The organism is Ideonella dechloratans (assembly GCF_021049305.1).
Taxonomy (GTDB): Bacteria; Pseudomonadota; Gammaproteobacteria; order Burkholderiales; family Burkholderiaceae_C; genus Ideonella; species Ideonella dechloratans.
In genome coordinates, this window is the sequence record NZ_CP088081.1 from 1,100,618 (window position 1) to 1,115,547 (window position 14,930).

A 14,930-nucleotide genomic window follows, 5' to 3' on the forward strand; every position below is an offset into this window, starting at 1 on the left:
TCAGCTCTTCCAGACCCGATCTATGGAGTCTCTAATTAACTGCGCACACTCTGCTATCTCTCTTTCCAAGTATTTGATCCGTTGCTGGTGCCCCTGGATTTCGGCCACGATCTCGCGCTGCACTTCAATTGGAGGGAGGGGAAATTGTATTTCAGCCACCGCTTTTGGGTTGGCTCTAGAAAGAGATCCCCCAACCCCCGTCACAGTCCTCATAAAACTTTCATGGAACTGATCAGATACAAGTAGCTGTCGCAAGTATTCTGGTATTACTCGTTCGCTAGAGAAGACAATCCATTCCGTAGAAGCAATTTGGCGGAGTTTGTTCTTGCTATCCTCTACCACCCATGCCCTTCTAATGTGAGGAACGATTCTTGAGAGAAGCACATCACCAGCCTTGACAACTTTCTTTGCAGAGCCAATCGATGCGCCAACAGCAATCTCTGGTGCCCCTTTATCAAATGCCGGAATGCTCCAAAGCTCAAAATTTTCGTTCGGAAAGACACGAGGGTCTAGCGTCTCAACACCCAGCCGCATTAGCTCGCCGGCTCTAACTATGTCGTACCTGTGATTTTCTACTAAAGCTTTGACATAACGATCGGCACTAAAACTAACATCTGCGTTTTTAACAATATTTTCCCGATCCACGATCTGCGCCATATCGTTCCCTTCAAAACCTGCAGGATTTGAAAAGAACGCTGTCAAAGCCTGCTCAGCGGCTGGGAGATCATCATGATCAGTCGGACGACGCTGAGCGCCTAACGCAAAGCCATCATTGCCAACTTTTACGAACAACACCTTGTTTGTCTGTTTGGCCAGCCGCTTGTCCAGAATCAGGATGGAGGTTTTGACGCCGCTATAGGGCTGGAACACACCGGCGGGCAGCGAGACGACGGCCACCAAGGAGTTTTGCACCAAGAGCTTGCGCAATGCCTTGTAAGCTGTGCCCGTCTGGAAAATGATGCCTTCTGGCACGATGATGCCGGAGCGTCCGTTTGGGCTCAGGTGCTCGTGGATGTAATCGACAAACAGCACTTCCGAGCGTGTGGCCTGAATGGAAAAGCGCTTGTGCGGCTTGATGCCGCCCTTCGGTGACATGAAGGGTGGATTGGCAAGGATCACGTCCGCGTGTTCGTTCCATTTATCTTCGCTGGTGAGCGTGTCGTACTCATCCACGTGCGGGTTGGTGAAGCCGTGCAGGTAGAGATTCACCAGGGACAGGCGCACCATATCCGGTGAAATGTCATAACCATGGATGTTTGCGGCCAGCTTGTTGCGCTCGTCCGGTGTGAGTTTGTCGCCCGGTTTGTGCGCTTTGTTCTGGTCCAGGATGTATTTCCAGGCCGAGATCAGAAAGCCAGCGGTGCCGCAGGCGGGGTCGAGGATGCGCTCGTGCTTCTGCGGATTGATGACCCGGACGATGAAGTCAATGATGTGTCGCGGCGTACGGAACTGGCCCGCATCGCCCTGGCTGCCCAGCACCGACAGCAGGTACTCGAAAGCGTCGCCCAGCCGCTCGGAATGGTCGTAGGAAAAGCCGTCGATCTCTTTCAAAAACGCTTTTAGCGTTTCCGGATCGCGGTAAGGCAGGTAGGCGTTCTTGAAGATGTCGCGGAACAACGCCGGCAGGTGCGTGTTCTCGGTCATCTTGCCAATGGCCTCGGAGTAGAGGTTCAGCGTGTCCTGGCCGCCCATGCTGGGCGCCAGCAGCTTGCTCCAGCTGTACTTCTCGAAGCCATTGACGAAGAAACTGCGCTTACCACCGAACTCTTCGGACTGGGCATCCATGTCGTCCATGAACTTGTAGATCAGCGCGATGGTGATCTGCTCGACCTGACTCTTGGGGTCAGGCACCTTGCCGACGAGGATGTCGCGGCAAGAGTCGATTCGGCGTTTGGTGTCGGTATCCAGCATGGTGTTTTTCTTCTCGTTCGGCCACCGAAGGCAGCCTTGAATGACTTACATGAATTGATTGAGCGGTACGTAGTCTTTGACGTACTCGGGGATGCCTTCACGCCACTCGGGCGGCACGGCACGCAGGTCGCCCACGCCAAAGGCCGGGTTCACGTTCAGCTCACCGAAGCGCTTGTCGTCGATGATGGCGCGCAGAGCGGCATCGGTGGAGTACGCCTTGAAGAAGTACTTCATGGCCAGGACGGCAGCGCCTTGGTCTTCGGCCAGCTTGCTCTGGTTGGCGAGCAGGAACTCCTGGAATTCATCCTCCAGCAGCTCATCCTTGCTCTTGAAGTAGGCGATCAGGCCGAAAATCTTTTGCAGGATTTCCTTCAGGCTCAGCCGTCGATCCACCCCGGCGGCACGGCGCAGCTTCTCCAGGTTGAAGTACTCGTTGGGTTTGTCGAACAGCTGGCTGGTCACGTAGTCAATGGCCTGCTCCCACTGCTCGTTTTCAACCTGCTGCTGCAGCATCGGGTCGGCTTTGACCTGATCCTCGAATTTCTCGAAGAACATCCGGTCGATCTTCATGCCTTCGTAGCCGATTTGCTGTTCGGCTACGTGGAAGATGGCATCGGCGCCCGTGTGCTCGTAGAGCCCGCCCGTCGGTGGTGGCGGCGCTTCACCCTGACCTTCTCCCTCGCTGCTGCGCGCCGGCAGCTTGAGCACTTCGTCGTAGTCGAACTTTTCCTCGAAGTATTCGCAGTTGGCGAAGAAATCGAAGAATTTGAAACGGGCCTTTTCTGGCTCGTTGATCAGCGGCTTCAAATTGTCATCGAACAGTTGTTCAAGGAAGTTGTGCTTGCGCGTGCCGCGTCCCTTGATCTGCACGAAATCGGACGGCGAGTACACAGGGCGCATCAATGCCAGGTTCAAGAGGTCCGGGCAGTCGTACCCTGTGGTCATCATGCCCACGGTGACGCAGACGCGTGCCTTGCTGGTCTTGTACAAGGAGTTGAAGTTGGCCGAGCCCAGCAGGTTGTTGTTGGTGAAGTTGATGGTGTATTGCTGCGAGTCCGCCACGTTGGATGTGACCTGTACCGCAAAGTCTGACTGGTACTTGCCGGGCCAAAGTACATCCGCCAACTCGTTCAAGATCTGGGTGAGCTTGGCTGCATGGTTTTGGCTGACGGCAAACACGAGGCCTTTGCCAAACTCACTGGTCACGGGATCGCGCAAACCGTTCTTGATGAAGGTCTGACAGAACAGTTCGTTGGTCGCCTTGGAGAAGAACTTCTTCTCGAAGTCCTTGGAAACAAAGCTCTGTTCTTGCTGGCCGTCTTCGCCGACGGGAGCCATCACTGCATAGCCCTGCTCGGACAAAAGCTTGGTAGTAATGTCGGTTCGCGCATCAACTACCACGGGGTTGATCAGGAAGCCATCCTTGACGCCATCCAGCAGTGAGTAACGGAAGGTCGGCTGTCCAGAATCGCAACCGAAGGTTCGGTACGTGTCCAGCATCAGTCGACGCTCCTGCTCTCGCGGGTCACGGGTTGTCGGCTTGCTCGCGTCAAAGCTCTTCAGGTAATCGCGCGGCGTTGCCGTCAGGCCAAGCTTGTACCCAACGAAGTACTCGAAGACCGCACGGGCATTGCCGCCGATGGATCGATGGGCTTCGTCCGAGATGACCAGGTCAAAGTCAGTCGGTGAGAACAGGCGCTTGTACTTGTTGTTGAACAACAGCGACTGCACCGTGGTGACGACGATTTCTGCCTTGCGCCAATCGTCCCGGCGCTCCTTGTAAATGACTGTGGCATAGTCGTTCTTCAGATAGTCCTTGAACGCCTTCGCTGCTTGATCCTCCAGCTCTAGTCGATCCACCAGGAACAGCACCCGGCGGGCGTTGCCCGTGCGAAGAAACAGCTTGATGACAGCAGCAGAGGTCAGGGTCTTGCCGGTGCCGGTCGCCATTTCGAACAGGAAGCGTGTCGAGCCTTCAGCCACTGCGTCCTGGATGGCATTGAGCGCCTTCTTTTGGTAGTCCCGCAGGAAGCGGAGCTTGTTCTTGGCGACGAAGGCAGGACGTTCGTCAGCATTGAGCCAACCGGCCTCCTTCTCGTAGCCAGGCAGTTGAGTCTGGACGATGTAGTCGCGACCGACCGTCTCAGTGATCAAGCGCTTCTGGTCGGGCTCGAACTTTTGATAGCTCTTGAGAGAATCGGGCGTTGGGAAGGCTGTGATGACGTGTGGATTGCCCTGCTGCAGATCCCAGAAGTAGTGCAAGTTGCCATTCGAAAGAATCACAAAGCGGCAATTCAGCGACTTGGCGTACTTACGTGCCTGCTCCTTGCCAACGAGCGGGTTCTTGTCTTCGGACTTGGCCTCCAGAACAACCAGAGGGAAGCTCTTCTCGTCGAGAAGCAAGAAATCGACAAAGCCGTTCTTGGTGGACTCGAAGTTCTCGCCGAGATCGTTGATCTGATCCTGGCTCAGCTTGACATTCGGCTCCAGGGCCACATTGGCCTTCCCCTTGGCATCGTCGAAGAACCGCCAGCCAGCAGATTCCAGCAATTTGTTGATCTTGATGCGCGCTTGTGCTTCTTTTGCGTTCGCCATGCTCAGGCGCCTCCCTTAACTGGTTCATCTTGACGATCCAGCTTCAGGTCGTGCGCTCGGGCGTACTCCAGCACCAGGATTTCGATCATCGACGCCACCGATCGGCGCTCGCGATCAGCCGCCAAGCGCAAAAGCTGCTTGATCTCGGCGGAAGTGCGGATGGAGAGGGTTTCGTCCTTCAGGCGTGACATGGCAACGTCTCGTCAATGGTGTCACGCAAATGTACTGCCTTTGCGTGTATGTGCGCAATGCAAAGTTGCACAGTCCCATCGTTGCTGCTGGCGACAGACGATCGCAGCTCGGGGTTCGATGCGAATGGGGTAATGACTGACGTCGTTGCCCCATTTGGGGTGAGCATTGCCTCATTGAAGTCGGGGCGTTCTCGCGTCTGGATGTAGACAGGTTTTCGGCGCCGTGAGGGGCCGGTCGGCCTCGATGCGTACTGGACGCAAGGGCTGTTTGCCGCGCGCCTGATGTGCCGTGCCGTAGTACTTTCGAGTTTTCGCACTGCTGTGCCCAAGGCCTCGGCTGGCCGCATCGGCGTCACCGGCGGACTTCACATCTGCGCTCCATTGGTGGCGGAAGCAGGTGGCGGTGATGGGGTGGCCATGTTCAGGCCAAAGTGTGCGTGCAAGGCGCTGAACCTCCGCTGTGAAGTTGCCCGCCTTGGCGACATGGATGTCCAGCTTTCTGTCGGGTAGTGCGTTGAGCCGCTTCACCAGCGCAGCCACCAGCGGATGGGTGTCCTCAGCAGCGTAGGTCATCAAGCGGTAGCGCTGCCCCTGTTGGGCCTTGACCTTGATTCCCTGCACGTAAAGACAGAGGGTCTCGATGCCGAGCGCGTCGTCGTGCTGCAGCCAAGCAGTGATGCCTTTGACAACTTCGCCGGGCCTTGCACCGGTCAGCGCTGACGCCAGCAGTGCGTCGGCATATTTGCCAGTGGCGCCACGCTCATACAAGTCTTCTCGCCAGGTCGGCGGCAGCCCTTTCAGCGCCTTGCGTTTGCTCCGGCGCCTGCGGCGCGGCTGGGTCATCCCGTGCTCGTTCAGGGTAACCAAGGCACATAGTTGCTCGTGTAGGCGAGGCAGCACATCTGCCAAGCGATGCCAGTCCAGATCCTGCGAGACCGAGCGCACATCCAGGTGCTCGCTCACCAGCCGTCGGCAGTAGAACCGCAGTGCGGCAAGGCGCTTGTGGAAGCTTCTGGGGCTATGAGTGGCTTGCACAGCGCCTGCCAAGCCGCCTGGGGTGAAGAGTGCACGATCCAGGAGTACATGGGCCATGCGCAGGTACTCGGCCTCTGTGCGGCTGGATCGGCCAGTTGAGAGTGCCTGGGGCAATGCCCTAGGCAGCATGCCCAAGCACTCGCGGGCGATGATGTTCAAGCGGTCGGCATCGACGTTCATGGTCGAACGCCTTTGGCGAGATCTTCGAAGATGACGGCGGAGACTTCCCGCAGCTTTCCCTCCCGGAGTGCACTGAGCAGATTGCCTCTCCCCAGTGGCGCATACCCATGCCTGGGTTCGCCATCTTTCAAGGTGACTTGCTCGCAGAACCCGGTTTCTTCGACGCGCATGAAGCTGCTCGGGTTCTCGGCTGGCCAGCAAAAGCAACGGCCTGCCCAGGCTTTCAACTCTGATTTGGACGGCGGAGCTGGTAGAGCAGGCTGCTGGGGCGGTGTCACCAAACTCTGGGCAACGGCATAGGCATAGGCTCCGGCATCTTTTGGCGGCCGGTTCGACTGGTACTGCTTTGCCACGGCAGAGAGAATCGCTTGCGTGCCTGCCTTGCTCACGCCTTTGCGCTGGGCCTTGGCAATGGCGGCCTCCACCTGACCCAAACTGCTAGCCGGGATGCCCGACTTATCCACAGGCACCTCAGCCGGTGCATCTAGAGTTGGCGTTAGCTTAGAGTTGGTTTTATCGTTGGCGTTACTGTTATGCAGGGAAAGGTTGGATGGGGCATCGATACCGTATTCATGAGGTACGGGTAACGCTTCTACCTGTGCATCGCCTTCCAGCAGGGTGTCCAGGAGCTGCCGAAGTTCTTCGGTGAGCCGGGCCTTGTAGTCGGCCAGGAATGGGGCCAACCAGGGTTCGGGTAGCTGCCGGATGTTCTCAATGGTTCGGGCGCGGAGCTTGGGGCCCATGGTCTGGCTGGCCAGGTTATGAAACCACCAGATGCGAACCCAGACGAACATGCGCGCTGGCTCGAACCACACAAGGTCTTCCGCGCGCAGGCGCTCGACAACCTGCAGCCACTGGTCCTGAGACCAGCCGATCTCAGCAGCAGCAATGCGAGGCACGAGTGCGTAGGCGCCGATGATGTTGGAGACCGGGCTGGTCAACAAATGCAGTAGTGCGGTTTTGTCTTCGGTCGTGCACTGCTGCAACAGCGGGCTGTGCCAGAAGCCGTGGTCGTTGATGGTTCTTTGTCGGCCCATCTCACTTAACCTCCTGCGCCTTGTGGCGCTGGGCCGCTTGCTGCTCCAGCCAAGCGTCAATCTCGTGCTCCAGGAAGCCGGCCACGCGGCCGCCTAACTGGATGGGACGGGGGAAGTCGGTGGTCTTGCACAGCCGCCACAAAGAGGTTCGGCTCAGGGCGATCTTGTCGCAGACGTCTTGAATGCGGATAACGCGCAGCATGTGGTGCTCCTCGAAACATCGTGAAAACACCAGTGATGCTGCGCGGCCGTGCTGGGCGATGCACGGACAACAAATGCCGCGATTTCGGCGGAATTTCTGGCAAAGACGTTAATCGCCCTTGGGTGTGAAGTCTGGAAGGCTTCCGACTCCATGACGCCGATCTGTGATCAGCTCTTTCAAGCTGGCCGTGTACTCGGTCGGCTCTGGGTCGATACAAGGATGGTCGAACGATTCCTCGGGCCATTCGAGAAGAGTGAACTTGTCCCGCAGCAGCTTCAGGGCAGACATGGCGGTGCTCTTGGCACGCACTTCGTTTTCGCCACCAGCGACCAAGATGGCCGCGAGGCAAATCACCGCGTCAGAGGGTTTTGGATCACCGTGCTGCTTCTCTGACCCACTGTGAGCTACTCGCACCGGCGTCCAACCGTGCTGATGACAGAGCACGACGAACTGTCGAGCGGCCCAGCGCTCAGCCGTGTTCTCCGGTCGTCCTCGCCTGCGAGGCGCACCCAGTGACTTGGCGGCTTGCTCTAGCCATCGCAGGTCTTGCCACTGCAGCATGCGGCTGGCGGGCCGTGGCCCCCAGGGCTCGTCGAAGAGCTCGTGTTGCTTGTCGAGGTTGTAGCCTTGGGGATCGTCTAGGTCGTCAACGTAGGCTTGGTGTGTGGCCCGTTGCGCGCTCTCCAGAACGTGCAATTCGCTCAAGTTGAGGCCTTCCATCGCAAAGCGAAGTTGCTGCGCGGCTTGGGCAATCGCTTCAAAGCGCTTGCGCTTGTTCTCGGCATCCTGGGCCTGATGCCTCAATTGCATGTAGCGCTGCGCCAGGTCAAATGCCGCCGCTGTGAACGCTTGGCGCCGTGCTGGCTCTGCGTCATCGTCGTGTTGGCTCTGCCTTGGAAAATGCGCTTCGATCACCCTTTCCAAGTGCCCAAGCGCGGTGGTATCGCATGCCAAGGCAGTAGACCTAGGGGCGCTCATGAACGGCAGCTCTCCATTGCACGAGGTGGTCGGCCCAGTCCTGCATCATCACTTGGCGCTCCTCGAAGTAGGTGGCGTGGTTGTAGGCGCGGCGCACGTTGTTCTGGTCGGAGTGCGCGAGCTGGGCTTCGATGGCATCGGGCCGGTAGCCCATCTCGTTGAGCCGGGTGCTGCCCGTGGTGCGGGTGGCATGGGGGCTGTAGGTGCCGGCCCAGCCTAGAACTTTCAAAGCCTGCCTGAGTGATGCAACGGACATCGGGGTGTTTCGGTTGTCACGGCCGGGGAAGAGGTGCTTGCGCTGTCCGGTGATGGCCTTGAGGCCTCTGAGCATCTCCACGGCCTGCGTCGGCAGAGGCGCCACGTGCTCTTTGCGGGCCTTCATGCGCTCGGCGGGAATGCGCCATTGGGCGCGGTCCAAGTCGATCTCGGCCCATTCGGCTTCGGCCACTTCGCTGGGTCTCGCCAAGGTCCACCACATGAGCTGCATGCAGTAGTTGATCTGAAAAGTGCAGCGGTGGTTGTCGAAGTCGTTCAGCAGCTTGCCAATCTGCGCGGTGGTGAGGGCGGTCTTGTGCTGCGTCTTGTTGGCGGGCAAGGCCTTGCGAACGGGCCAGACTGGGTCGCTGTCGGCACGCAGCGTGGCCACGGCGTACTCGAACACGGCTGACATGGTGCGGCGGGCTTCGGCGGCCACGGTGGGGGCGCCGCGTTTGACCGTGTGCTGCAGGATGCCCAGCACATGGGCAGGTGTGATGGCTCGGATGGGCATCTGGCCGATCTCGCCAAACACCACGCGCTCCAGCATGTCCAGGCGCCGGTTCTTGGTGACGTCTTCCCAATCTTTGGTTTGCAGCCACTCGCGGGCCACCTTCTCGAAGGTGATTTCGGCGTCGCTGGCTTGCTTGATGCGGTCGATCTGCCGCTGCTGGGCGGGGTTGATGCCTTGCTTGACGAGTTGGCGTGCGGCTTCGCACCGGTCTCGTGCCTCGGCCAGGCTGACGGCGGGGTACTCCCCCAGAGCGAACATGCTGGCCTTGCCCTCCAGCGTGAACCGGTACCGCCAGGCCTTCACGCCGCTGGGCTTGACCTCTAGGCACAGGCCGCGGTGGTCGGTGAGCCGGTAAAGCTTGGGCTTGGGTTTGGCATTGCGACAGTGGGTGTCGGTCAGCATGGCGGGTGCTCGATGAAGACGATGCAGTCACTGTACTCACTTGCCGCGCGACACGCAAAGATACGTACTCACCTTTGTACTCAATGAGAAGGTGGCTGCCCGCGCAATTTCCGGCAACACCCAGAAACGACAAAGCCGCGTAAATACGCGGCTTTGTTGATGTTTTTCTGATTTCAGAGTCTTTCCTGATGTTCCGGGAAAGACGGCCTGCTCATCAGACGTTGAACAGGAAGTTCAGCACGTCGCCGTCCTTGACGACGTATTCCTTGCCTTCGGCGCGCATCTTGCCGGCGTCCTTGGCACCCTGTTCGCCCTTGTACTGGATGAAGTCCTCGTAGGCGATGGTCTGGGCGCGGATGAAGCCGCGCTCGAAGTCGGTGTGGATCACGCCGGCGGCCTGCGGGGCCGTGTCGCCGATGTGGATGGTCCAGGCGCGCACTTCCTTCACGCCGGCGGTGAAGTAGGTCTGCAGGCCCAGCAGCTTGAAGGCGGCGCGGATCAGGCGGTTCAGGCCCGGCTCGTCCTGGCCCATCTCGGCCAGGAACATCGCACGGTCCTCGTCCTCCATCTCGGCCAGCTCGGCCTCGGTCTTGGCGCAGATGGCCACGACCTCGCCCTTCTGGGCCGCGGCGTACTCGCGCAGGCGGTCCAGGAAGGGGTTGTTCTCGAAGCCGTCCTCGGCCACGTTGCCCACGAACATCGCCGGCTTGGCGGTGATCAGGCACAGTGGCTTGAGGATGACCAGCTCTTCCTTGCTGAAGTCGATGGAGCGCACGGGCTGGGCCTGGTCCAGCGCGGCCTGGCATTTCTCCAGCACCTTGACCAAGGCGGCGGCTTCCTTGTCGTTGCCGCTGCGGGCGGCCTTGGTGTAGCGCTGCAGGCTCTTTTCCACCGTGGTCAGGTCGGCCAGGCACAGCTCGGTCTGGATGACCTCGATGTCGGCGATCGGGTCGACCTTGCCGGCCACGTGGATCACGTTCGGGTCCTCGAAGCAGCGCACCACGTTGACGATGGCGTCGGTCTCGCGGATGTGGCTGAGGAACTGGTTGCCCAGGCCTTCACCCTTGGAGGCACCGGCCACCAGGCCGGCGATGTCCACGAACTCGACGATGGCCGGCAGGATGCGCTCGGGCTTGACGATCTCGGCCAGCTTGGCCAGGCGCGGGTCCGGCACCTCCACCACGCCCACATTGGGCTCGATGGTGCAGAAGGGGTAGTTCTCGGCGGCGATGCCGGCCTTGGTCAAGGCATTGAACAGGGTGGACTTGCCGACGTTGGGCAGGCCGACGATGCCGCACTTGAGGCTCATGAGGGGCTTTCGGAGGAAGAGGGGTCGGGCGCCAGCGGGGGCTTCCCGGGCGCGGAACCGGCAATTTTAGGTCCGTCCCTACAATGCCGTCATGACCCCCTTCGACGTGCGCATCCTGGGCACCGGCATCGTCAGCCGGGCGGCCGCGCTGAGCCTGGCCCGCATCGGCCTGAACGTGGCCCTGCAGGCCCGGCCGGAAGGCGCGCCCGCCAGCACCGATGTGCGCACCTACGCGCTCAACCCGTCCTCGGTGCAGTTGCTGGAGCGTCTGCGCGCCTGGACGACCCTGCCGGAGGATGCCCGCACCGCGGTGCTGGACATGCAGGTGCAGGGCGATGCCCACGCCTCGCGCATCGAGTTCTCGGCCTGGCGCCAGGCCGTGCCGGCCCTGGCCTGGATCGTCGACGCCGGGGCCCTGGAGAACGTGCTGGACGCCGCGGCCGGCTTCGCGCCGCAGGTCACGCTGCAGGCCGAGCCGGGCCCCGCGCCGCTGACCCTGGTCTGCGAGGGCAAGGCCTCGCTCAGCCGGGCCCAACTGGGGGCGCGCTTCGTGCGCCATGCCTACGGCCACACCGCGGTGGCCGCCCGGCTGGTGGCCGACCGGCCGCACGCCGGCTGTGCGCGGCAGTGGTTCCGGGCGCCGGACATCCTGGGCCTGCTGCCCTTCGACCGGCCCGAGGCCGGGTGCAGCTACGGTCTGGTGTGGTCGCTGCCGCAGAGCGAAGCCCAGCGCTGGCTGGCCGCGGCGCCGGAAGAATTCGAGGCCGGGCTGATGGCCGCCACCGGCGGCGAGGCTGGCCAGCTGCGGCTGGCTGGCGAGCGCGCCGCCTGGCCGCTGGCCCTGGGCCATGCCGAGCCCGTCACCGGCCCCGGCTGGGCCCTGCTGGGCGACGCGGCCCACCAGGTGCACCCGCTGGCCGGCCAGGGTCTGAACCTGGGCCTGGCCGACGTGGTGGCCCTGACCGAGGTGCTGGCCGACCGCGAGGTCTGGCGCGCCCTGGGCGACCCGGCCCTGCTGCGCCGCTACGCCCGCCGGCGGGCCCTGCCGACCTGGGCCATGGCCCGGGTCACCGATGGCCTGTGGCACCTGTTCGCCCATGAAAACGTGGGATGGCGGGAACTCCGCAACCACGGCCTGAGTCTGGTCAACCATCTGGCGCCGGTGAAGCGCTGGCTGGCCAGCCAGGCGCTGGATGTCTGAATCCGAGGAACCCTGATGAAATCGCTCTCTTCCACCACCGGTCGCCGCCTGCAACTGGGTGCCGTGGTGCTGGCCCTGTCCGGCGCGGCCCTCTCCTCGGCCCTGGCCGACGAGGCGGCGATCCGCAAGAACCTGGCCGATCGCATGCCCGGCCTGCCCAAGATCGACGAGGTCAGCAAGACCCCGATCCCGGGCCTGTACGAGGTGCGCATCGGCACCGACATCCTCTACACCGACGAGGCGGCCAACCACATCATCGAGGGTTCGCTCTACGACACCCGCACCCACACCGACCTGACCAAGGCCCGGGTGGACAAGCTCACCGCCATCGATTTCGCCCAGCTGCCGCTGAAGGACGCCATCGTCTGGAAGCAGGGCAACGGCAGCCGCAAGCTGGCCGTCTTCGCCGACCCCAACTGCGGCTACTGCAAGCGCCTGGAGAAGGACCTGGTCAACGTGAAGGACGTGACCATCTACACCTTCGTCATTCCCATCCTGGGGGCGGATTCGGCGGTCAAGGCGCGCGACATCTGGTGCGCCAAGGACAACGGCAAGGTCTGGCGTACCTGGATGACGGCCGGCACCGTGCCGCCCAAGTCCATGGATCCGAAGTGCGACACCTCGGCCCTGGACCGCAATCTGGCCATGAGCCGCAAGTACAAGGTCAACGGCACGCCCGCCCTGGTGTTCGAGAACGGCACCCGGGTGCCGGGCGCCATCGGTGGCGAGCAGATCGAGAAGCAGCTGACCAACGCCCAGAAGTCCTGATCGGGGGCTGACACCGGGGGGCGACCCTCGAAAAAGCCTCACGCCACGGTGGCGGCGATGTCACACCACCGCCAAACAAGGGCGGCTGCCGCCACAATGGCGGCCCATGAACGCGACGAATCCTTCCGGCGTGGTGCACCACGCCGCACCGCCCATGCCGGCGGAACCGCCCCTGCGGGCGCGCCAGTACGGCCATGCCGGCCTCATTCCCTTCGTTTTCGGCACCTTGCTGCTGTGGCTGGTCTACCCCGACCTGCAGCCCTGGGTGGCGCTGGGCCTGGCCGCCTACGGAGCCGTCATCGTCTCCTTCCTGGGCGGCATCCACTGGGGCCTGGCCATGAGCGCCGGCGCGCCGGGGCAGCGGGCCTTCGGCTGGGCCATGGTGCCGCCGCTGGTGGCCTGGCTGGCGCTGGTCATGCCGGCCCACGCCGGGCTGGTGGTGCTGGGCGTGATGCTGGTGGTCTGCTACCTGGTGGACCGCCGGCTCTATCTGGACAAGGGCATGGGCGCCTGGCTCACCCTGCGTTTTCGCCTGACGGTGATCGCCGCCCTGTGCTGCTTCCTGGGTGCCGCCGGCACCTGAAGCCCCGATTCCTTCCTCGCCCCTCCTGCGCATGATCCACTTCCGCATCGATGTGGCCGACGTGGCCACCCACCGCTACCGCGTGACGATGACCGTGCCGGCCCCGGCGGCCGAAACCGTTGTCAGCCTGCCGGTGTGGATCCCGGGCAGCTACATGGTGCGCGAGTTCGGTCGCCATCTCAGCCGCCTGCAGGCCCGGCAGGGCAAGCAGGAGCGTCTGCCCGAGCAACTGGACAAGACGAGCTGGCGCCTGCGCTGCGAAGGGCGGGCCGCCCTGGTGCTGAGCTACGAGGCCTATGCCTTCGACACCTCGGTGCGCACCGCCTTCCTGGACGACAGCCGGGGCTTCTTCAACCCCACCAGCCTGTGTCTGCGCGCCCATGGCCGCGAGGCCGAGCCCCAGCAGGTGCAGATCGGCAGCCTGCCCAAGGGCTGGGACGTGGCCACCGGCATGGCCGCAGTGGAAGGCAGCCGGCACCTCTACCAGAGCGCCGACTACGACGAGCTGGTGGACCATCCCTTCGAACTGGGCACCTTCTGGCGCGGCCACTTCGAGGCCGGCGGCGTGCCGCACGAATTCGTGGTGGCGGGGGCCTGGCCGGGTTTTGACGGCAAGCGCCTGCTGGCCGACACCCAGCGCATCTGCGCCGCCCAGATCGCCTTCTGGCACGGCCGGCGCAAGCCGCCCTTCGGTCGCTACGTCTTCATGCTCAATGCGGTGGAGGACGGCTACGGCGGCCTGGAGCACCGCGCCAGCACCGCGCTGATCGCCAAGCGGGCCGACCTGCCGCGCCAGGGCATGGCCAACCCCGTGCCCGAAGGCTACATGACCCTGCTGGGGCTGATCAGCCACGAGTACTTCCACACCTGGAACGTCAAGCGGCTCAAGCCCGCCGAGTTCCTGCGCTACGACTACACCTGCGAGAACTACACCGAGCTGCTGTGGTTCTTCGAGGGCTTCACCTCCTACTACGACGACCTGATGCTGGTGCGCGCCGGCCTGCTGGACGCGCCGCGCTACCTCAAGCTGCTGGCCCGCACCATCAACGGCGTGATGGCCGCCCCCGGCCGCAAGGTGCAGAGCGTGGCCGAGGCCAGCTTCGACGCCTGGGTCAAGTACTACCGGCAGGACGAGAACACGCCCAACAGCACGGTGAGCTACTACACCAAGGGCTCGCTGGTGGCCCTGCTGCTGGACCTGCGGCTGCGCCAGGCGGGGTCCTCCCTGGATGCGCTGATGCGCACGCTGTGGGACGACTGCCTGGCCAGCGGCCTGACCGAGGCGGCCGTGCTGGCCGCGGTCGAGCGCCTGGGCGGCGCCGCGCTTGCGGCCGATCTGCGCGACTGGGTGCATGGCCACGACGACCTGCCCCTGGCGTCGGCGCTGGCGGCGGCGGGCGTGCAGGTGGGGCAGGAGCCCCCGGCCTGGACGGCCGCCCTGGGCCTGAAGCTCAGCGAGGGGCCGGTCACCGGCGTGCAGGTCAAGTCGGTGCTGGCGGGCAGTGCTGCGGCCCGCGCCGGGCTGTCGGCCGGTGACGAACTGCTGGCGGTGGACGGCTGGCGCATCCGGCGGCTGGACGATGCCCGGCAGTGGCTGCCGGTCGATCCGGCGCCTTTCGAGCTGACCTTCGTGCGTCAGCAGCGCCTGCGCACCCTGACCCTGCGCCCCGACCCGGTGGTGGCCGATGTCTGGACGCTGGCCCTGGGTGAGCGCCCGGCGGCCAAGGCCCTGGGTCTGCGCAAGGCCTGGCTGGGCCGCTGAGGCGGCC

The 14,930-nt window shown here is 62.7% G+C and carries 13 protein-coding genes; 4 read left to right on the top strand and 9 right to left on the bottom strand.

All coding sequences use genetic code 11. The annotated features are described in order from the left end of the window. From LRM40_RS05160 to ychF, 9 genes are all read right to left on the bottom strand, one after another. Positions 1–1,911, bottom strand: coding sequence for an N-6 DNA methylase (locus LRM40_RS05160; protein ID WP_151122097.1), 1,911 nt, complete (start codon positions 1,909–1,911; stop codon positions 1–3). A gap of 45 nt (positions 1,912–1,956) precedes the next feature. Then, positions 1,957–4,506, bottom strand: a complete 2,550-nt coding sequence (locus LRM40_RS05165; protein ID WP_151122096.1) for a DEAD/DEAH box helicase family protein — start codon at positions 4,504–4,506, stop codon at positions 1,957–1,959. Between the two features lie 2 nt (positions 4,507–4,508). After that, positions 4,509–4,697, bottom strand: coding sequence for a hypothetical protein (locus LRM40_RS05170; protein ID WP_127811994.1), 189 nt, complete (start codon positions 4,695–4,697; stop codon positions 4,509–4,511). A gap of 171 nt (positions 4,698–4,868) precedes the next feature. After that, complete coding sequence (locus LRM40_RS05175; protein WP_151122095.1) at positions 4,869–5,912, bottom strand: hypothetical protein; 1,044 nt, start codon at positions 5,910–5,912, stop codon at positions 4,869–4,871. Further along, a complete protein-coding gene (locus LRM40_RS05180; RefSeq protein ID WP_151122094.1) occupies positions 5,909–6,949 on the bottom strand; it encodes a hypothetical protein in 1,041 nt (346 codons plus the stop codon). Before LRM40_RS05180 ends, LRM40_RS05175 begins: the two co-directional genes overlap by 4 nt. A gap of 1 nt (position 6,950) precedes the next feature. After that, positions 6,951–7,151 (bottom strand): helix-turn-helix transcriptional regulator, encoded by a 201-nt coding sequence (locus LRM40_RS05185; RefSeq protein ID WP_231067731.1) that lies wholly within the window; start codon positions 7,149–7,151, stop codon positions 6,951–6,953. A gap of 108 nt (positions 7,152–7,259) precedes the next feature. Beyond that, complete coding sequence (locus LRM40_RS05190; RefSeq protein WP_231067732.1) at positions 7,260–8,066, bottom strand: hypothetical protein; 807 nt, start codon at positions 8,064–8,066, stop codon at positions 7,260–7,262. A gap of 49 nt (positions 8,067–8,115) precedes the next feature. Then, positions 8,116–9,300 (bottom strand): tyrosine-type recombinase/integrase, encoded by a 1,185-nt coding sequence (locus LRM40_RS05195; RefSeq protein WP_151122092.1) that lies wholly within the window; start codon positions 9,298–9,300, stop codon positions 8,116–8,118. A 214-nt stretch (positions 9,301–9,514) separates the two neighbouring features. Beyond that, on the bottom strand, positions 9,515–10,609 hold the full coding sequence (gene ychF, locus LRM40_RS05200; protein WP_151122091.1) for a redox-regulated ATPase YchF: 1,095 nt from the start codon (positions 10,607–10,609) through the stop codon (positions 9,515–9,517). Positions 10,610–10,700: 91 nt separating this feature from the next. Between ychF and LRM40_RS05205 the strand changes: the two genes are divergently transcribed. From LRM40_RS05205 to LRM40_RS05220, 4 genes are all read left to right on the top strand, one after another. Beyond that, the gene (locus LRM40_RS05205; RefSeq protein ID WP_151122090.1) at positions 10,701–11,810 is read left to right on the top strand and encodes an FAD-dependent monooxygenase; all 1,110 of its coding nucleotides are present in this window, start codon (positions 10,701–10,703) and stop codon (positions 11,808–11,810) included. Positions 11,811–11,825: 15 nt separating this feature from the next. Next, entirely contained in the window at positions 11,826–12,578 is a 753-nt protein-coding gene (locus LRM40_RS05210; protein WP_151122089.1) for a DsbC family protein, read from the top strand. 106 nt (positions 12,579–12,684) lie between these two features. Next, positions 12,685–13,161, top strand: coding sequence for a DUF3429 domain-containing protein (locus tag LRM40_RS05215; RefSeq protein ID WP_231067733.1), 477 nt, complete (start codon positions 12,685–12,687; stop codon positions 13,159–13,161). 31 nt (positions 13,162–13,192) lie between these two features. Continuing rightward, a complete protein-coding gene (locus LRM40_RS05220) occupies positions 13,193–14,923 on the top strand; it encodes a M61 family metallopeptidase (RefSeq protein WP_151122088.1) in 1,731 nt (576 codons plus the stop codon). Positions 14,924–14,930 lie beyond the last annotated feature (7 nt).

Coding starts and splice junctions, on each gene's coding strand:
- LRM40_RS05210 (WP_151122089.1), top strand. CDS start 11,826: ATGAAATCGCTCTCTTCCACCACCGGTCGCCGCCTGCAACTGGGTGCC.
- LRM40_RS05195 (WP_151122092.1), bottom strand. CDS start 9,300: ATGCTGACCGACACCCACTGTCGCAATGCCAAACCCAAGCCCAAGCTT.
- LRM40_RS05165 (WP_151122096.1), bottom strand. CDS start 4,506: ATGGCGAACGCAAAAGAAGCACAAGCGCGCATCAAGATCAACAAATTG.
- ychF (WP_151122091.1), bottom strand. CDS start 10,609: ATGAGCCTCAAGTGCGGCATCGTCGGCCTGCCCAACGTCGGCAAGTCC.
- LRM40_RS05220 (WP_151122088.1), top strand. CDS start 13,193: ATGATCCACTTCCGCATCGATGTGGCCGACGTGGCCACCCACCGCTAC.
- LRM40_RS05175 (WP_151122095.1), bottom strand. CDS start 5,912: ATGAACGTCGATGCCGACCGCTTGAACATCATCGCCCGCGAGTGCTTG.
- LRM40_RS05215 (WP_231067733.1), top strand. CDS start 12,685: ATGAACGCGACGAATCCTTCCGGCGTGGTGCACCACGCCGCACCGCCC.
- LRM40_RS05185 (WP_231067731.1), bottom strand. CDS start 7,151: ATGCTGCGCGTTATCCGCATTCAAGACGTCTGCGACAAGATCGCCCTG.
- LRM40_RS05170 (WP_127811994.1), bottom strand. CDS start 4,697: ATGTCACGCCTGAAGGACGAAACCCTCTCCATCCGCACTTCCGCCGAG.
- LRM40_RS05180 (WP_151122094.1), bottom strand. CDS start 6,949: ATGGGCCGACAAAGAACCATCAACGACCACGGCTTCTGGCACAGCCCG.
- LRM40_RS05160 (WP_151122097.1), bottom strand. CDS start 1,911: ATGCTGGATACCGACACCAAACGCCGAATCGACTCTTGCCGCGACATC.
- LRM40_RS05205 (WP_151122090.1), top strand. CDS start 10,701: ATGACCCCCTTCGACGTGCGCATCCTGGGCACCGGCATCGTCAGCCGG.